Annotated in this window: 17 protein-coding genes; 10 read left to right on the top strand and 7 right to left on the bottom strand. The window is 70.0% G+C overall.

From position 1 onward, the window contains the following. Positions 1-126: 126 nt before the first annotated feature. Positions 127-1053, bottom strand: a complete 927-nt coding sequence (locus JYK18_RS06215; protein WP_206801193.1) for a diacylglycerol kinase family protein — start codon at positions 1051-1053, stop codon at positions 127-129. A 314-nt stretch (positions 1054-1367) separates the two neighbouring features. Between JYK18_RS06215 and JYK18_RS06210 the strand changes: the two genes are divergently transcribed. Then, positions 1368-1835, top strand: a complete 468-nt coding sequence (locus JYK18_RS06210; protein WP_206801192.1) for a hypothetical protein — start codon at positions 1368-1370, stop codon at positions 1833-1835. On the opposite strand, the gene JYK18_RS06205 is transcribed toward JYK18_RS06210, so the two are convergent. Both JYK18_RS06205 and JYK18_RS06200 read right to left on the bottom strand, forming a co-directional pair. Next, the gene (locus JYK18_RS06205; protein WP_206801191.1) at positions 1832-2314 is read right to left on the bottom strand and encodes a GNAT family N-acetyltransferase; all 483 of its coding nucleotides are present in this window, start codon (positions 2312-2314) and stop codon (positions 1832-1834) included. The genes JYK18_RS06210 and JYK18_RS06205 overlap by 4 nt on opposite strands. An 11-nt stretch (positions 2315-2325) precedes the next feature. Further along, positions 2326-2910, bottom strand: a complete 585-nt coding sequence (locus tag JYK18_RS06200) for an acid phosphatase (RefSeq protein ID WP_206801190.1) — start codon at positions 2908-2910, stop codon at positions 2326-2328. A gap of 78 nt (positions 2911-2988) precedes the next feature. Between JYK18_RS06200 and JYK18_RS06195 the strand changes: the two genes are divergently transcribed. Further along, a complete protein-coding gene (locus JYK18_RS06195; protein WP_206804045.1) occupies positions 2989-3450 on the top strand; it encodes a hotdog fold domain-containing protein in 462 nt (153 codons plus the stop codon). Here the strand turns inward: JYK18_RS06195 and JYK18_RS06190 are convergent. After that, entirely contained in the window at positions 3434-4048 is a 615-nt protein-coding gene (locus JYK18_RS06190; RefSeq protein ID WP_206801189.1) for a dTDP-4-dehydrorhamnose 3,5-epimerase family protein, read from the bottom strand. The genes JYK18_RS06195 and JYK18_RS06190 overlap by 17 nt on opposite strands. 395 nt (positions 4049-4443) lie before the next feature. Between JYK18_RS06190 and JYK18_RS06185 the strand changes: the two genes are divergently transcribed. Next, positions 4444-5616 (top strand): NADP-dependent malic enzyme, encoded by a 1173-nt coding sequence (locus JYK18_RS06185; protein ID WP_242578981.1) that lies wholly within the window; start codon positions 4444-4446, stop codon positions 5614-5616. A 56-nt stretch (positions 5617-5672) separates the two neighbouring features. Here JYK18_RS06185 and JYK18_RS06180 read toward each other — a convergent pair whose 3' ends face one another. Beyond that, positions 5673-7049, bottom strand: coding sequence for a bis-aminopropyl spermidine synthase family protein (locus tag JYK18_RS06180; RefSeq protein ID WP_206801187.1), 1377 nt, complete (start codon positions 7047-7049; stop codon positions 5673-5675). Between the two features lie 94 nt (positions 7050-7143). Here JYK18_RS06180 and JYK18_RS06175 point away from each other — a divergent pair, with 94 nt between their 5' ends. From JYK18_RS06175 to JYK18_RS06160, 4 genes are read left to right on the top strand one after another with little or no spacing between them, the layout of a single operon-like run. Next, on the top strand, positions 7144-8235 hold the full coding sequence (locus JYK18_RS06175; RefSeq protein WP_206801186.1) for an ABC transporter ATP-binding protein: 1092 nt from the start codon (positions 7144-7146) through the stop codon (positions 8233-8235). Between the two features lie 11 nt (positions 8236-8246). Beyond that, a complete protein-coding gene (locus tag JYK18_RS06170; RefSeq protein ID WP_206801185.1) occupies positions 8247-8951 on the top strand; it encodes an ABC transporter permease in 705 nt (234 codons plus the stop codon). Continuing rightward, the gene (locus JYK18_RS06165) at positions 8948-9649 is read left to right on the top strand and encodes an ABC transporter permease (protein WP_206801184.1); all 702 of its coding nucleotides are present in this window, start codon (positions 8948-8950) and stop codon (positions 9647-9649) included. Before JYK18_RS06170 ends, JYK18_RS06165 begins: the two co-directional genes overlap by 4 nt. A gap of 8 nt (positions 9650-9657) precedes the next feature. Continuing rightward, entirely contained in the window at positions 9658-10539 is an 882-nt protein-coding gene (locus JYK18_RS06160) for an ABC transporter substrate-binding protein (RefSeq protein ID WP_206804044.1), read from the top strand. Here JYK18_RS06160 and JYK18_RS06155 read toward each other — a convergent pair. Next, positions 10536-11057, bottom strand: a complete 522-nt coding sequence (locus JYK18_RS06155) for a GNAT family N-acetyltransferase (protein ID WP_206801183.1) — start codon at positions 11055-11057, stop codon at positions 10536-10538. The two genes, JYK18_RS06160 and JYK18_RS06155, sit on opposite strands and share 4 nt — an antisense overlap. A gap of 280 nt (positions 11058-11337) precedes the next feature. Between JYK18_RS06155 and JYK18_RS06150 the strand changes: the two genes are divergently transcribed. Next, positions 11338-12903, top strand: a complete 1566-nt coding sequence (locus tag JYK18_RS06150; RefSeq protein WP_206801182.1) for a S8 family peptidase — start codon at positions 11338-11340, stop codon at positions 12901-12903. 83 nt (positions 12904-12986) lie between these two features. Here JYK18_RS06150 and JYK18_RS06145 read toward each other — a convergent pair whose 3' ends face one another. Continuing rightward, entirely contained in the window at positions 12987-16715 is a 3729-nt protein-coding gene (locus tag JYK18_RS06145) for a multifunctional oxoglutarate decarboxylase/oxoglutarate dehydrogenase thiamine pyrophosphate-binding subunit/dihydrolipoyllysine-residue succinyltransferase subunit (RefSeq protein WP_206801181.1), read from the bottom strand. Between the two features lie 243 nt (positions 16716-16958). Between JYK18_RS06145 and JYK18_RS06140 the strand changes: the two genes are divergently transcribed. Together JYK18_RS06140 and JYK18_RS06135 are read left to right on the top strand one after the other, a co-directional pair. Further along, complete coding sequence (locus JYK18_RS06140) at positions 16959-17519, top strand: YbaB/EbfC family nucleoid-associated protein (RefSeq protein ID WP_206801180.1); 561 nt, start codon at positions 16959-16961, stop codon at positions 17517-17519. A gap of 13 nt (positions 17520-17532) precedes the next feature. Further along, entirely contained in the window at positions 17533-17844 is a 312-nt protein-coding gene (locus tag JYK18_RS06135; RefSeq protein WP_206801179.1) for a type VII secretion target, read from the top strand. Positions 17845-18017 lie beyond the last annotated feature (173 nt).

Below are 18017 nucleotides of genomic sequence, written 5' to 3'. Positions count from 1 at the left end.
TTCAGTCCGAAACTGCCCGCTGGGCGGAAGGGGAGATGCGGTGAACGGAGGTTTCCGGTCGACGAACGGCACCAACCACTTTGCCGCGCACGATCACCGGCCCCGTGACACCGGCCGCGGTGACCGTCACACCATCACCGTCAGCACATCCGGCACGCTGAGAAACTCCACACTGCTCCGCTGACCCATCAGGTCACCGTCCACCTGGAAGTTTACCGGCTCTTCCGCGTCTATGCGCACTATCGCCAGGTCATCGTGACGCAGCAAACGCTTGCCCCGGTGCCTGCTCCGCGTGCGCAGCGCCTGCCTGGCCTGGTTGAGCACGGTCGGCATGGCCATGCTCCGCAGCGCGAACAATCCCAGCCCGCTGTCGAAGGAGCACTCGGTGTTCAGGTGCACCGGGCGGTCCCCGAGATAGGTCCACGGATCGGTGTTGGAGACGAACGCGGTGCGCACCGCGGCCGGTTCGGCACCCGGCACCCGCACGGTGAGCGGCGGGCGCCCGTTCGGCGGGCGGAAGTAGGAGGTGAGCGCCATCCGGGTGTAGAGCGCCGGGCTGGCGCGCTTGCCGCGGCGCTTCTCCACCCCGGCCACCACGTCGGCGTCCCAGCCGAGCCCGGCGTTGAAGGTGAACCAGCGGCCGTCGGCCAGGCCGAGCCCCACGCGACGGGTGCGCTCGTGCTCGATCGCCTGCAACAGGTGGTAGGTCGCCTCGACCGGATCCCTGGGCAGGCCGAGCGCGCGGGCGAACACGTTCGCCGAGCCACCGGGCACCACACCGAGCGCGGGCACGCGGTGCGCCCCGCCGGGCACGCCGTGGTTGTCCGCCAGCAAGCCGTTGACGACCTCGTTGACCGTGCCGTCGCCGCCGTGGGCGACCACCAGCTCGATGCCGTCGCGGGCGGCCGAGCGGGCCACGGCCAGCGCGTGGCCGCGGTAGTCGGTCTCGACCACGTCGAGCTTCACCTCGCTGGCCAGCGCGTGCGCGAGCACGTCCCGACCACCGGGGGTGGTCGCGGTGGCCTGCGGGTTGACGATCAGCACTGCGCGCACTACCGCAGGGTAGGTCAGAAACGCACGCGTTCCGACCGTCAGCGGGAAGCTGCGAGCCTCGTCACTGTGCCGGCTGCCTCCTCCTCGATCGCGCGTGGACTCGACGCTCGTCGTGACAAGTGCACCCCGGGACCGCCCGGCTCATCAGACGACACCCAGATCTTGACCCGTGCGGCGCCCGGGCGAAAACGGCCGACCGGGTGGCATAACATCGAATGTGTTCACGCACGGTCACCCGTCTCCATTGGACGTTGTTCGGCAGCGTCCGCACCGGCTCCGTGCCCCGTTCCGGCCGTACGGAAGGTGCAGTTCACGTGCCGTTCGCCGACAAGCTCCAGCCGGCACCGCGTGAGGTCCGCCTCGCCGGCGCGCTCACCGCGATCCCCGGCCTGGCTTCGGTGGTCATCGCGGTCGTCCTGCTGGTGACCGCCTTCGGCGCGGAGGGGGCCAGGGCGAGCAACATCTACGCCGAGGCCGGCTACTACGCCGTGCTGGGCGCCGGGACCATGGCCTGCGGCATCGGCCTGCTGCTGGGGCGCACCTGGGCGCGCTCGCCGTCGGTGGTGGTGGCCCTGATGGTGGTCGGCATCGGCTGGTACACCGCAGGCCCGTCCGGCCGTCCCGGCTACGGGGTCCCGCTGATCATCGGCGGCCTGGTCGTGGTGGTGCTGCTGTTCCGCCGCCCGTCCCGCGCGTGGGTGCTGGGCATGGCCGAGGGCGAGGACGAGGCGGAGGCGTCCGAGCGCGATGCCGAACGCCGCCGCCGCGGTCGCGAAGGCTAGAGCGTCTCCGCCAGCTTGCGCAGCGGCTCGTCGGCGAGCCGGTGCACGGTCCACTCGTCCATCGGTTCGGCGCCCAGCGCGCGGTAGAACTCCACCGCCGGGTTCCAGTCCAGCACGGACCACTCCAGGCGCCCGTACCCCTGCCGCACGCACTCCCCGGCGAGCGTGGCGAGCAGCGCCTTGCCCAGCCCGGTGCCGCGGTGCTCCGGGCGCACGTAGAGGTCCTCCAGGTAGATGCCGTGCACCCCGCGCCAGGTGGAGAAGTTCAGGAACCACAGGGTGAAGCCGGCGATCTCACCACCGGATTCGGCGACGTGCCCGAACACCGCCGGCCGCTCGCCGAACAACGCGGTGTGCAGCTGCGCGGCCTCCAGGTGGCACTCCTCCGGTGCCTTCTCGAACTCGGCCAGGTCGTGGACCAGACCGACCACAGCGTCCACATCGGACTCTTGGACGCGACGGATGGTGAACTGCGACAACGGTTTTCCTCTCAGCTGGGCGGGATGTTCAGGTGACGCAACTGCGGGACGCCGCGTTCGTCACCGAGTTCGGTGAGCCCGGCGGGTTCGAGGGCGAACCGCACGCCGTCGGTGGCCGCGAGGTCGAGCCAGCGCGCCACCAGCACGCGGCTGAAGTGCCCGTGGCCGACCAGCACCACCGGGCGTTCGGCCAGCCGTTCGCGGATCCGGGTCAGCACGCCGTCGGCCCGCGCGGTGACCTGCTCGGCGCTCTCGCCGTTCGGCATCGGGTGCGACCAGACGGTCCAGCCGGGCACCGTCTCGCGGATCTCGTCGGTGGTGATGCCCTCGTAGTCGCCGTAGTCCCACTCGGCGAGGTCCTCGGTGACCTCGGACACGGCGAGCCCGGCGAGTTCGGCGGTGACCAGTGCGCGCTGCCGCGGGCTCGACAGCACGTCGGCCGGTTCGGCCGGTAACCGCCCGGCCAGCGCCCGACCTGCGGATCTGGCCTGCTCGCGGCCGGTTTCGGTGAGCGGGAGATCGGTTCGGCCGGTGTGCTTGCCCTGGGCCGACCACTCGGTCTGGCCGTGCCGGAGCAGGAAGAGGGGGTGTGCCACGGGTTGGAATATAGCCGCCGGTGTGCTTCGCTACTGACGAGTAACAACGGAGGTGAACCGATCGTGCGGACCTACCCGATGTGGCGGTCGCTGGCCGCCAGGCCGGGCGGCAAGCTGCTCTTCTCGGCCGCGATGTGCCTGCGGGTGCCGTACTTCCGCACGGTGCTGCCGCACGTCCGCGACCTCCGGCCCGGCCGGTGCGAGGTGTCGGCGCCGAAGTGGTGGGGCGTGCACAACCACCTCAAGACCTTCCACGCGATCGCCGCGTGCAACCTCGCCGAGATCGCCATGGGCATGCTCGCCGAGGCGACCGTGCCGCCGACGCACCGCTGGCTGCCCAAGGGCATGTCGGTGGACTACGTGGCGAAGGCGGAGACCGGGCTGACCGCGGTGGCCGAACTCGAGGTGGTCCCGGAGTTCGGCGACGAGGGAACCGAGGTGGCCGTACCGGTGGTGATCCGGGACAAGGCGGGCAAACCGGTGGTCACCGCCACGATCACCATCTGGGTCACCCAGAAGCCGGTCACTGGGAAGAAATAGCGCCGCGGAGTTCCTCGTAGCGCGCCACGCACGCTTCATAGGTGGGCAGGCGGCCTTCGGCGGCCATCTGCGCCAGCGACGGCGCGTTCCGGTCCTTTTCGGACAGAATGTGCTCCAGGTCGGTGGGCCAGGGCAGGCCGAGTTCCGGGTCGAGCGGGTTGACGCCGTGCTCGGCGGACGGGTTGAAGCCGACGGAGCACAGGTACGTCATCGCGGTGTCGTCCTCGAGCGCGATGAAGCTGTGGCCGATGCCCTCCGCGAGGTAGATCGAGCGCTGGTTCCCGGCGTCCAGCCGGACCGCGTCCCAGGCACCGAAGGTGGGCGAGCCGACGCGGAGGTCGACCGCCACGTCGAGCAGGGCACCCCGCGGGCAGTGGATGTACTTGGCCTGGCCCGGCGGCGTGTCGGCGAAGTGGATGCCGCGAATGGTGCCGCGGCGCGAGGTGCTGAAGTTCACCTGCGCGAGGTGGAGCGGGTGGCCGACCGCTTCGCGGAACACCTCTTCCTGGAACGGGGCGGTGAACAGCCCGCGGTGGTCGGGGAATTGGGGCGGGTTGAACTCGAAGCAATCCCGCACGGCCAACTGGCGCACCTGCATGGCCGACAGCTTAGGCCAGTGCTTCCCCGGCTTCCCAATCCGGACGGACGTCTTGCTAAAACGGGATCCGGCAAGGGAAAACCCCTGAATATGTGACATCAACCGCACCAGGGGGCCACAACCACGGACCGGCCTGCCACACTGTCCGGACCGCCGCGTCCGCGGTTCCCCCCGCCGGGGAGCCGGACCAGATGCAGCCTCACCACGGGCATCGACGGACGCCTCGCCCGGTCGTAGGCGCTACCGCGCTGGACAGCCGCGCTCGAGGAGCCCAAGCAACTCAGGGACGGCGTCCGCCGTTTCCCTGTTCGAAGTCCCGGGAGAAAAGTCCAGTGACCTACGCACCAGTCGAAGGTTCGGTTTCCGGTGAAGACGGAACCATGACGGGAAAAGCCATGAACGCAGACAGCACGCCGGTGACCGACGAGGAGATCTTCACCGGTCACGAAGGCGGCAAGCTCTCCGTGGCCGCCCAGCGGCCGATCTCGGTCGCGCGTGACCTGTCGATCGCCTACACGCCCGGCGTGGCCAAGGTCAGCCGCGCCATCGCCGAGGACCGCGCGCTCGCCAGGCAGTACACCTGGGCCGAGCGGCTGGTCGTGGTGGTCAGCGACGGCACCGCGGTGCTCGGCCTCGGCGACATCGGCCCGAGCGCCTCGCTGCCGGTGATGGAGGGCAAGTCGGTCCTGTTCAAGACCTTCGCCGACCTGGACTCGATCCCGCTGGTGCTCAACACCACCGACGTGGACGAGATCGTCGAGACGCTGGTCCGGCTGCGCCCGTCCTACGGCGCGGTGAACCTGGAGGACATCGCCGCGCCGCGCTGCTTCGAGCTGGAGGACAAGCTCAAGGCCGCGCTCGACTGCCCGGTCATGCACGACGACCAGCACGGCACCGCGATCGTGGCGCTGGCCGCGCTGCGCGGGGCGAACCTGGTGCTCGACAAGAACCTCGCCGACCAGCGGGTGGTGATCTCCGGGGCCGGCGCGGCGGGCGTGGCCTGCGCGCGGATCCTGCAGGCCGCCGGCATCGGTGAGGTCACCGTGCTGGACTCCAAGGGCATCATCCACGAGGGCCGCGACGGGCTGAACGCGGTGAAGCAGGGGCTGGCTTCGTCGACCAACGCCAGCGGGCTCACCGGCGGGCTGCCGGAGGCGATCCGGGGCGCCGACGTGTTCCTCGGGCTGTCCGGCTCCACCATCGAGGAGGAGCTGCTGGCCACCATGGCCGGTGACTCGATCGTGTTCGCACTGTCCAACCCGGACCCGGAGATCCACCCGGACGTGGCGGCGAAGTACGCCTCGATCGTGGCCACCGGGCGCAGCGACTTCCCGAACCAGATCAACAACGTGCTGGCCTTCCCCGGTGTGTTCCGCGGCGCGCTCGACTCGGGGGCGCGGGCGATCACCGAACGGATGAAGATCGCCGCCGCGGACGCCATCGTCGCGGTCGCCTCGGACGACCTCGGCCCGGACCGCATCGTGCCGAGCCCGCTCGACCCGCGGGTCGCCCTCGAAGTGGCCGCGGCCGTCGCGAAGGCAGCCGGTGAGGACGGCGTCGACTCCTAGATTGCGCTTTCGCCCACCGGGGTGCCGCTCGCGTCGAGTGGCACCCCGTTGGCGTTTCAGAGGGTCGGCAGCAGGTCCTGGAGCACGTGCCGGGGCAGGTCGATCAGGCGGTACGGGTGCAGCGCCAGCGGTACCCCCGGCACGTTGGCCAGGCGCGCGTGCGCCCTGGTCAGCGGCACCGCGGGGGAGTCGACCAGATCGGCGACCACCACCGCGTGCTTGTTGTCCGGCAGGCTCCGCAGCAGCTTCAGCCGGTACTTCCGGCCGACCAGGTCGTGCAGCGCGGCCTGGGCCTCGGCGTTGACCAGGTCCGGGTGCGAGTTCGGCACCAGGACCGCCAGCCGGGGCGCGTTGGCCGCCAGCAGGACGCGCAGCAGCCACGGGCCAGGGTCCGCGCGCAGGTCGAAGGCCAGCGCCTCGCCGTTGATCGGCTTCGACCAGTCCGCGCGCGCCGTTTCCACCGACGGCCGCTCGGCGAGCTCGCGCACGCGGTCCATCAGGGCCGCCGAAGCGCCGGCGGACTCCACCGACTGCGGCCCGTGCGTGTAGATGCCCTGCTTGACCTTCTGCTTGCGCGCCTTCGCGGTCGGCTGGCAGACGTACAGGTCCGCGGCCGCGCCGATCGCCTGCGCGCCGTGGTACGCGTGGAAGTCCGGCAGGATCGCCTCGAAGGTCAGCCCCAGCCGCAGGAGTTCCTGCTGCACCTGGGCGCCCAGCGCCGGGTGCCGCGGGCTGTACCCGTAGGCCAGCAGCAGCCTGCCCAGCGGCGGGTCCGCCAGCGCCTCCACCCCGCGCGCGGCGAACAGGCCCATGCCCTCGGGCGTGTACGGCGGATCGCTGAACACCAGGTCCGCGCTGCCGGCCACGGCGTGCGGCAGGCCGACGCGCAGATCGGCGTGCAGCGTGCGGATCGCGCCGCCGGAGTGTTCCTCCACATAGGCCAGCACGCGCTCGTCGAGGTCGACCACGGTCAACTCGGCGTCCGGCCGCAGCCGGTGCACGGCGAGCGAGGTGAGGTCGTGGTCACCGAGGAAGAGCAGCCTGCCGAGTTCGTACTGTGCGTCGAGCCACACCGCGCGGCGCACCACGGTTTCCGCGGTGGCCTGGACGTGGTCCAGCGCGGGCAGCGGCGGCGGCACGCGCTCGATCAGCCGCGTCATCTCCGCCAGCAGGTCGGGGGCGGATTTCTCGGTGCGTGGCCGGAATTCCGCGTACCGCGCCGATGCGGACGGCCGCAGCCGGACCGCGTCCCCGTCGCGTTCGAGGTCGGCACCGAGCGAATCCAGTAGTTCCTCCACACTCCGGCGCGGTGCCGCGGCCCGCCGGATCAGCTCGTCGAACCGGATCCAGCCGTCCCCGAGCAGGGCGAGCGCCGTGCGCAGCGGACGCTGGTGCACCCCGTGGGACGCCAGGACCTCGTTCAGTGAACTCACGACGCACAACATATGGAATGCCGTGCCGCCGGCATTGATCTGGGCTAGGGTTTTCCGACCTGTGGACCCTCCAGGGTCGGGATGGGAGTGCCACGTGGCAATCGAGTTCCAGGGCGTGACGAAGAAGTACCCGGACGGGACCGTCGCGGTCGACAACCTCAGTCTCACGGTGGAGGACGGCACCATCACCGTGTTCGTCGGGCCGTCCGGCTGCGGCAAGACCACTTCGCTGCGGATGATCAACCGCATGGTCGAGCCGACCTCGGGCACCGTGCTGCTGGACGGCAAGGACGTCAACGACTCGCCGCCCGCGCAACTGCGCCGCGGCATCGGGTACGTCATCCAGCACGCCGGCCTCTTTCCACATCGGACGGTGCTGGACAACGTGGCCACCGTGCCGCTGCTGTCCGGCTGGGGCAAGGCGAAGGCCCGCGACCGCGCGGCCGAACTGCTGGAGACCGTCGGCCTGCCCACCGAACTGGGCAAGCGGTACCCGGCGCAGCTCTCCGGTGGCCAGCAGCAGCGCGTCGGCGTGGCGCGGGCGCTCGCCGCCGACTCGCCGGTGCTGCTGATGGACGAACCGTTCTCCGCGGTGGACCCGATCGTGCGCGAGGGCCTGCAGGACGAACTGCTGCGCCTCCAGCAGCAGCTCGGCAAGACCATCGTCTTCGTCACGCACGACATCGACGAAGCCGTCCGCCTCGGCGACAAGGTCGCGGTGATGCGGGTGGGCGGCAAGCTCGCCCAGTACGGCACGCCGTCGGACGTGCTGCGCCACCCGGTCGACGACTTCGTCGCCTCCTTCGTCGGCAAGGACCGCGGGTACCGGGGCCTGTCCTTCCTGACCTCCGAAGCCGTGCAGATCGACCCGATCGAGACGGTCGACGTCGGCAGCGTGCCCGGTGAGGGCGCCACCTGGCGGATCGCGGTGAACGACCGGGGCGAGCCGCGCGGCTGGCTGCCACCGAATTCCACTGTGGACGGTGAGCTGGCGGAGACCGACCTGGTGGCAGGCGGTTCGCTGTACCAGAAGGGCACCCCGGTGCGCGGCGCGCTGGACGCGGCCCTGTCCTCGCCGGCCAGCCTCGGCGTGGTGGTCGACGACGACGGCCGGGTGATCGGCGCGGTGACCGCCCGCCAGGTGCTGGACGTGATCGAGCAGCACCCGCAGGGAGCGGCCGGATAGGGGGCGGGGTCATGGGCGAGTTCTTCGACGAGCTCGGGCGGTATCTGGCCAGCGCCAACAACCGCGCGCAACTGCTGCAGAACCTGCTGGAGCACATCTACCTCGCGTTGCTGCCGCTGGTGTTCGGCGTGGTGCTGGCGGTGGCCGTCGGCTGGGCGGGCAAGCGCTGGCGGACCGCGCGCCGTGTGGCGATGGTGGTGTCGAACCTGCTCTACACGATCCCGTCGCTGGCGTTGTTCGTGGTCATCCCGGGGCTGATCGGGACGAAGATCCTGGACAGCGTCAACGTGATCGTGGCGCTGACCATCTACACCACCGCGCTGCTGGTGCGCCCGGTGCTGGACGCGCTGGATTCGGTGTCCCCGCCGGTGATCGCGGCCGCGACCGCGATCGGCTACCAGCCGGTGCGCCGCTTCTTCACCGTCGAACTGCCGCTGGCGGTGCCGGTGTTCGCCGCGGGCGTGCGCGTCGGCGCGGTGAGCAACATCAGCCTGGTCAGCGTCGGCGCGCTGATCGGCACCGGCGGCCTCGGCGTGCTGTTCACCGACGGCTTCCAGCGTGAGTACTTCTCGCCGATCGTGGTCGGCATCGTGCTCACCCTGCTGCTGGCACTGGTGACCGACCTGCTGCTGGTGTGGCTGCTCCGGGTGAGCACGCCCTGGCAGCGGGCCACCGCCGGACCGGCGGCCGACGCGACCGCGGGGAGTGCGGGATGAACGAGATCTTCAGCTGGTTCGGCGATCCGGCCAACTGGCAGGGCGTGGACGGGGTGCCGAACCGGCTCGCCGAGCACGTCGGGTACGTGTTGCTGGCGCTGGTGATCGCGCTCGTCATCGCGGTGCCGCTCGGCCTGTTCGTCGGGCACACCGGGCGCGGCGCGGTGGTGCTGGTGGCCGGCAGCAACTCGATCCGCGCGCTGCCCACGCTCGGCCTGGTCACCTTCCTCTTCCTGCTGTTCACAGTGGAGGGTCCGGCTACCACCATCGCGTTGGTGGTGCTGGCCATTCCGCCGATCCTCGCCGGGACCTACGCCGGGTTGCAGGCCACCGACCACGGCGTGGTCGACGCCGCGCAGGGCGTCGGCATGACCGGCTGGCAGCGGTTGTGGAAGGTCGAGGTGCCGATCTCGCTGCCGCTGGTGCTCGGCGGCGTGCGCAACGCGGTGCTGCAGCTGGTGGCGACCGCGGCGGTGGCGGCCTACGTCGGGCTCGGCGGCCTCGGCCGGTTCCTGCTCGACGGGCTGGCGGTGTTCGACTACGGCAAGGTGGTGGCGGGCGCGGTGCTGACCGCGTTGCTGGCGATCGTGCTGGACCTGGTGTTCGCGGGCCTGCAACGGGCCGTGGTGCCGAAGGGAGTCCGGCTGGCCGCGTTGGCCGCCGGGAAGCAGGCCAAGGCGGCGGGAGGCGCGGAGTGAAGCGGCGGCTGGGAGCTCTGCTGGCGGTGGTCGCGCTGCTCACCACCGCCTGCGGCAATCCGTTCGAAGGCGGCGCCGAGGGCGGGCCGACCGGCGAGATCATCATCGGCGCCTCGGACGTGGGCGAAAGCCTGCTGTTGGCGCAGATCTACGCGGGCGCGCTGCGCAACGCCGGGGCGGAGAACGTCACCGTGCGGCCGCCGGTGGGCAGCCGCGAGGTGGTGGTCAAGGCACTGCAGGACCGCTCGCTGTCGGTGGTGCCCGACTACTCCGGCAACCTGTTGCGGTACTTCGACAAGAACACCGAGGCGACCACCCCGGCGGACGTCTACGGCGAGCTGCGGCAGAAGCTGCCCGCCGGGTTCGAGGTGCTCGACCAGGCGCCCGCCGAGGACAAGGACCTCCTGGTGGTGCGCAAGCAACTGGCGGACTCCGGGGTGCGCACCTTCTCCGATCTCGGGCCGCGCTGCGGCGAGCTGGTCTTCGGCGGGCCCGGGCAGTGGAGCGACCGCTGGAAGGAGAAGATCAAGGCGCTCTACGGCTGCGAGTTCAAGGAGATCCGGACCACCGACACCGGCGGGCCGGTGACCGTGGCCGCGCTGCGCTCCGGCGAGATCCAGGTGGCGGACCTGTTCAGCACCTCGTCGACCATCGCCGCCAACGGTTTTGTGCCGCTGGAGGACGACAAGTCGATGTTCCCGGCGCAGAACATCGTGCCGCTGGTGGCCAAGGGCACGCTCAACGACCGCGAGGTCAAGGCGCTCAACGACGTTTCCGCGGTGCTGACCACCGACAAGCTGACCCGGTTGAACGTGGAGTTCAGCGAGGAGAAGCAGAACCCGCTCGACATCGCCGAGAAGTTCCTCCGCGACAACGGGTTGAGTTCCTAGAACCGGTCGAACGCCGGTGCGTGGTGGAACGTGCCGGTGAGATCGGCCGGGAAGTTCGCCAGCGGGCGCACCTGGAGCCGCGCTGCCCAGTCCGGAGTGGACGGTGTGATGCCGAGTTCCGCGGCGAGCACGAAGCCGAACCGGGCGTAGTAGCCGGGGGAGCCGAGCAGCACCACGGCGGGCAGGTCCAGTGCGTCCGCGGCGGCGATCACCGCGTGCATCAACGCCGAGCCGACACCCGTGGACTGGAGCTCCGGCAGCACGCCCAGCGGCCCGAGGCCGACCGGGCCGGGGGTGCTGCCGATCCGCGCGTGGCTGCAGCAGACGTGCCCGGCGACCCGGCCGTCCCGCTCCGCGACCAGCGACAGCGCCGGGACCAGGTCGCCGTCCGCCTGGAGTTCGCCGACCAGCTTCGCCTCCACGGTTTCCGCACCGGGTGCACCCGGCTTGGCGAACGCGGCGTCGTGCACCACCCGGATGGCGGCGGCGTCGGCCTCGGCCGCCCGGCGGATCAGCATGCGCCGAACCCTGCCGCAGGCCGCTGAAGAGGGCAAGCTCACTCGGCCGTGCCGGTAATCCCTACTTTCGTCGGCGGCCGTTCGAGTAACCACATACTCCGTGGGAAAGTTGATTTCAAGGTCTACCTTCGGGGGAATCTCGGACTTACGCTCTCTTGCGTGCGACAGAGGGTGAAGATCCTTTCACCCACCGCGCACAGCTCCGTTCCCCGGTAACCCCTCTATCGCTGCCCGTCGCTCGCGCGGTGGGTCGGCGAACCCTGCCTACGGGAGGACCCAGATGAGCAAGCGCAGACCAGTGGCCGCGCTCGGCCTGGCGGCCGGTGTCGCCGTGCTGACCGTGCTCGGCGGTACCACCGCCACCGCGGCACAGGAAGGCACGGTCGTCGACGCGAACAGCGCCGACGCGGTACCTGGCAGCTACATCGTGGTGCTCAAGGACGGTGTGTCGGCGCAGTCGGTGGAGGGCACGGCGAAGAACGTGCTCTCCCGGCACGGCGGCACGCTGGACCGGCTGTTCAACGCGAGCGTGCGCGGCTACTCCGCGAACATGAGCGAGACGCAGGCGAAGCGGGCGGCCGCCGACCCGGCGGTGGCCTACGTGGAGCAGAACAAGGTGGTGCGGGCGACCGCGGACCAGCTCAACCCGCCGTCGTGGGGCCTCGACCGGATCGACCAGCGCAACCTGCCGCTGGACCAGAAGTACAGCTACAGTACCGACGCGGCCAACGTCACCGCGTACATCATCGACACCGGCATCCTCACCACGCACAACGACTTCGGCGGCCGGGCCACGCACGGCTACGACTTCGTCGACAACGACAACAACGCCACCGACTGCCAGGGCCACGGCACGCACGTCGCGGGTACCGTCGGCGGCACCGCGCACGGCGTGGCCAAGGCGGCCAAGCTGGTCGCCGTCCGCGTGCTGAACTGCAGCGGTTCCGGCACCACCGCGGGCGTCATCGCCGGCGTAGACTGGGTGACCACCAACGCGGCCAAGCCCGCGGTGGCCAACATGAGCCTCGGCGGCGGCGCTTCGACCACTTTGGACAACGCCGTCCGCAACTCGGTCGCCTCCGGCGTGACCTACGGCCTCGCCGCGGGCAACGACTCCGGCGCCAACGCCTGCAACACCTCGCCGGCGCGCACCAAGGAAGCCATCACCGTCGGCTCGACCACCAACACCGACGCGCGCTCCAGCTTCTCGAACATCGGTGACTGCCTGGACATCTTCGCGCCCGGCAGCGGCATCACCTCGGCGTGGATCGGCAGCAACACCGCCACCAACACGATCAGCGGCACCTCGATGGCCACCCCGCACGTGGTCGGCGGCGCGGCGCTGTACCTGGCGGCGAACCCGACGGCCACCCCGGCGCAGGTCTCCGCCGCGCTGGTCGCCAACGGCACCAAGGACAAGGTGACCAACCCGGGCACCGGCTCGCCGAACGTGCTGCTCTACACCGGGACCGGCGCGCCGGACCCCGAGCCGACGCCGTGCGCCACCACCGCGAACGCCGGTGACGTGGCCATCCCGGACGCCCCGGCGGCCGCGGTGAGCAGCTCCATCACCATCGCCGAATGCGCGCGCAACGCCAGCGCCACCACCAAGGTCGACGTGCAGATCAAGCACTCGTACCGGGGTGACCTGGTGATCGACCTGCTCGCGCCGGACGGCACCGCGTACCGCCTGAAGAACGCGAACAACGACTCGGGCGACGACGTGAACGCCAGCTACACCGTCAACGCCTCGGCCGAAGCCGCCAACGGCGTGTGGAAGCTGCGGGTGCAGGACATCTACCGCGCGGACACCGGGTACATCGACAGCTGGACCCTGACCGTCTGACGCACCACCCCTGAACGCCATGAGTGGGGCATTACTTGCATTCAACGCAAGTAATGCCCCACTCATGGCATTGGCTGGTCAGCTCAGCTGAAGGCCTTGGCGATGATCGCCTTCTGCTCCACCTCGTGCACCTTGGACGAACCCGCCGACGGCGCCGCCATCGGACGCCGCGCCGCGACCTCCAGGCCACCGAAGATCTCCGGGAACTTCCGCGGCAGGTTCAGCCCGAAGAACGGCCAGGCACCCTGGTTCTCCGGCTCCTCCTGGACCCACATGATCGACGAGGCCGCCGTGTACCGCTCCACCGCGGCCAGCAGCTTCTTCTTCGGCAGCGGGTAGTACTGCTCGACGCGGACCAGCGCGACGTCGGTGATGCCCTGCTTCTCGCGCTCGGCGAGCAGCTCCCAGTACATCTTGCCCGAGGTCAGCAGCACCTTCCGGACCTTGCCAGGGTCGATGTTGCCGTCGTCGATCACGGACAGGAACTTCGACTGCTCGGTGAACTCCTCGATGGACGACTTCACCGCCTTGTCGCGCAGCAGGCGCTTGGGGGTGAAGACCACCAGCGGCCGGTTGACCCCGTCGAGGGCGTGGCGGCGCAGCAGGTGGAAGTAGTTCGCCGGGGTCGACGGCACCGAGACGGTCATCGAGCCCTCCGCGCACAGCTGCAGGAAGCGCTCGATGCGGCCCGAGGTGTGGTCCGGGCCCTGGCCCTCGTGGCCGTGCGGCAGCAGCAGCACCACGTCGGAGAGCTGGCCCCACTTGGCCTCACCGGAGGAGATGTACTCGTCGATCACCGTCTGCGCGCCGTTGACGAAGTCGCCGAACTGGGCTTCCCACATCACCAGCGCGTCGGAGTTGGCCACCGAGTAGCCGTACTCGAAGCCGACCGCCGCGTACTCGGACAGCGCCGAGTCGTAGATCATCACGCGGCCCTGCTCGTCGGCCAGGTGCTGCAGCGGCGAGTACTCCTCGCCGGTCTTGCGGTCGATGAACACCGAGTGCCGCTGGGTGAAGGTGCCGCGGCGGGAGTCCTGCCCGGACAGCCGCACCAGCTTGCCCTCGATCGCCAGCGAGCCGAAGGCCAGCAGCTCGCCGAAGGCCCAGTCGATGCCGCCTTCGCGGGACATCTTGTGGCGGCGCTCCATCACCGGCTTGACGCGCGGGTGCGGGGTGAAGCCCTCCGGCACGTTGACGAACGCGTCACCGATGTGCTCGACGACCTCCCGCGAGATGGCGGTCGGCACCTTGGCGGGCACCTGCTGCTCCTCCTCGACCGAGGGGCTCGCCTTGACCGGGTGCTTCTCCAGCTCGCGGACCTCGTTGAAGACGTGCTCCAGCTGGCTGGAGAAGTCCCGCAGCGCGGCCTCGGCCTCTTCCACGGAGATGTCCCCGCGGCCGATCAGCGACTCGGTGTAGGTCTTCCGCACGCTGCGCTTGGTATCGATGATGTCGTACATCGCCGGCTGCGTCATCGACGGGTCGTCGCCCTCGTTGTGCCCGCGGCGGCGGTAGCAGATGAGGTCGATCACCACGTCCTTGTTGAACGCCTGGCGGTAGTCCACCGCCAGCTTGGCCACCCAGTGCGCGGCCTCCGGGTCGTCGCCGTTGACGTGGAAGACCGGCGCGCCGATCATCTTCGCCACGTCGGTGGCGTACTGCGAGGAGCGCGAGTGCTCCGGCGCGGTGGTGAAGCCGACCTGGTTGTTGATGATCAGGTGCACGGTGCCGCCGGTGCGGTACCCGCGCAGCAGCGCCAGGTTCAGCGTCTCGGCGACCACGCCCTGACCGGCGAAGGCGGCGTCGCCGTGCAGCAGCACCGGCAGCACGGTGAAGCCCTCGCCACCCTTGTCGAGGATGTCCTGCTTGGCGCGGACGATGCCCTCGAGCACCGGGTCGACCGTCTCCAGGTGGGACGGGTTCGCGGTGAGCGAGACCTTGGTCTCCCCGTCGCCGAACATGCGGAAGTACTTGCCCTCGGCACCGAGGTGGTACTTCACGTCACCGGAGCCGTGCGCCTGGCCGGGGTCGAGGTTGCCCTCGAACTCCTGGAAGATCTGCGAGATCGGCTTGCCGACGATGTTGGCCAGCACGTTCAGCCTGCCGCGGTGCGGCATGCCGATGACGACCTCGTCCAGCTCGTACTCGGCGGCCTTGTCCAGCACGGTGTCCAGCAGCGGGATAGCGGTCTCGCCGCCTTCGAGGGAGAACCGCTTCTGCCCGACGTACTTGGTCTGCAGGAAGGTCTCGAAGGCCTCGGCCGCGTTCAGCTTGGACAGCACGTACTTCTGCACCGCGGGGTCCGGCTTCTCGTGCGGGACCTCCACCCGGTCCTGGATCCACCGGCGCTCGTCGGGGTCGAGGATGTGGGTGTACTCGATGCCGACCGTGCGGCAGTACGAGTTGCGCAGCACGCCGAGGATGTCGCGGAACTTCATCCGCTCCTGGCCGGCGAAGCCGCCGACCGGGAACTCGCGGTCCAGGTCCCACAGGGTGAGCCCGTGGGTGAGCACGTCGAGGTCCTCGTGGCGCCGCTGGCGGTAGTTCAGCGGGTCGGTGTCGGCCATCAGGTGGCCGCGCATGCGGTAGGCGTCGATCAGCTCGATCACCCTGGCGGTCTTGTCGACCGCGCCCTCGGGGATGTCGGCGACCCAGCGGATCGGCTCGTAGGGCAGCCGCAGGCTGGTGAAGACGTCGTCGTAGAAGCCGTCCGAGCCGAGCAGCAGCTCGTGGATGCGCTTGAGGAACTCGCCGGACTCGGCGCCCTGGATGATCCGGTGGTCGTAGGTGGAGGTCAGCGTCATGATCTTGCTGACGGCCAGGTCGACCAGGGTCTTCTCGCTGGTGCCCTCGAACGAGGCGGGGTACTGCATGGCGCCGACGCCGATGATGCAGCCCTGCCCGGCCTGCAGCCGCGGCACCGAGTGGTTGGTGCCGATGCCGCCCGGGTTGGTCAGCGAAATGGTGGTGCCGGCGAAGTCGTCCGCGGTGAGCTTGTTGTTGCGGGCCTTCTTGACGATCTCCTCGTAGGCCTGCCAGAACTGCAGGAAGGTCATGTTCTCGGTGGCCTTGATCGAGGCCACCACCAGGGTGCGGGCGCCTTCCTTGCCCTTCATGTCGATGGCCAGCCCGAAGTTCACGTGCTCCGGGGTCACCGCGAACGGCTTGCCGTCGATCAGCTGGTAGTGCCGGTTCATGTTCGGGAAGTCGCGCAGCGCGCGCACCATCGCGTAGCCGATGAGGTGGGTGAAGGAGATCTTCCCGCCCCTGGTCCGCTTCAGGTGGTTGTTGATCACGATGCGGTTGTCCGCCATGAGCTTGGCGGGCACCGCGCGCACGCTGGTCGCGGTCGGCACGGACAGCGAGGCGTCCATGTTCTTGGCGATCGCGGCGGCCGCGCCACGCAGCGGCTTGCTCTCGGCTTCGGTGGTCTTGGTCTCGGTCTTCGCCGCGGGGGCCTTCTTCTCCGGCGCCTTCGCCGGCGCGGCGGCCTTGGCCGGCGCCGGCTTGGCCGGTGCCTTCGCGGGCTCGCTCACCTTCGCCGAGGACTGGCGGGCGGCGGAGTCCGCGTTCTGCCGCGACTGGGACGACGGCGGGGTGCCCTGGCCGTTCGCGCTGGCCGAGGCTTCCGCCTTGGCGCTCGCGCGGGCGTTGTCGGCCTTGGCCTGGGCGTCCTGGGTGGGCTTGAAGTCGGCGAAGAAGTCATGCCAAGCGGCATCTACCGATGAGGGGTCGGCCAGGAACTGGTCGTACATCTCTTCGACCAGCCACTCGTTGGGGCCGAACTGTGACGCAGGGCTGCTGCTGGACACGGCTTGGGCTCGCCTCTATCCATACTCGATCTTGGGTCCGGTTACGCGCCTACCAGGCTAACCCCCTCGCTCTGGTGCGTGTGACCGAAGTGGCCCTAGCAAGGCCGCCGGAGGTTGGCATTTGTCACTGAATCGATACGGGAGGGTGGTTGCGCCGGGGTCCCGGACCCGCGCGGGATGATGGGGAACCACGGGCCGTGCGCGGCCGTCTGTGTTCGGTAGGGACTAGGTGAGGGGTGTCCGGTGGCTGACTTGGCCGACGTCGAGCGCATGGTGACCGACTGGGAGCGGAACGCGGCGGAGACGTCGCAGAAGTACCAGGCGATGCAGGCCGAGGTCGAGCGCATCTCGATCACCGAGTCGGTGGCGTCGGGCGCGGTGAGCGTGACCGTCGGGCACAACGGCCTGCCGACCGACGTCAAGATGACCCAGGCCGTGCTGAAGATGAGCCCGGACGAAATCGCCGCCAACGTGCTCCGCGCGATGCAGAAGGCGCAGTCGAAGTACCCGGAGCGGCTCGCCGAGATCACCGCCGAGACGGTGGGTGACGACGCGACCACGCGGCACCTGGTGGCCACCGCGGTGGACAACTTCCCGGCGCCGCCCGAGGAGGAGGAGCCTTCGACGGCCGGTCAGCCGCCGCAGCGGCAGCTGTACGAGTCCGACGAGGAGCCCGCGCCCGCCAAGCCGGTGCCGCCCAAGGCCGCGCCGCCCGCGCCGAAGCCGACGCCGCGCCGCAAGGCCGGTCCCGACGACGAGGACGGCGAGGACTTCAGCGACCAGTCCTTCCTGCGCCGCGACTAGTGAGGGGTGACCGATGCCACAGGGCTACGAGGTACTCAACGACGAACTGACCGTGCACGCCGGCAAGGTCGACGGCTTCTCCGAGCGGATGCAGACCGCGGTCGACGCGGCGAACACGGTGACCATGGACGACAGCGCGTACGGGGTGATCTGCCAGCCGTTCGCGATGTTGCTGCAGCCGTTCGAGGAGATGGGCGTCAACGCGCTGAAGACGGCGGTGGAGTCGCTGTCGGAGACCGCCACCAAGGTGCGGGACTCGGCGGCCGCCTACACCGAACGCGAGGGGACCACCGGGAAGGCGCTGAAGAACGCCGAAGCCGGCTGACTTCTCCAGCTCGAACGTACTTCGGCACCCCGGGCGGCCCGAGTGGTGCTGATCGCGGAGCGGGAGTCGGAGTTCGCGGTCGACCTCGGTGATATCGCCGCTGGGTCGGTCACGCTGAGCCAGTAGCCGGCGGATCGTTGCGGTACGCCGCGTCGAGGCGGGACCATCGGGGG

Source organism: Amycolatopsis sp. 195334CR, from assembly GCF_017309385.1.
In the GTDB taxonomy this organism is placed as follows: domain Bacteria; phylum Actinomycetota; class Actinomycetes; order Mycobacteriales; family Pseudonocardiaceae; genus Amycolatopsis.
This window is presented reverse-complemented; position numbering and strand designations above follow the sequence as displayed.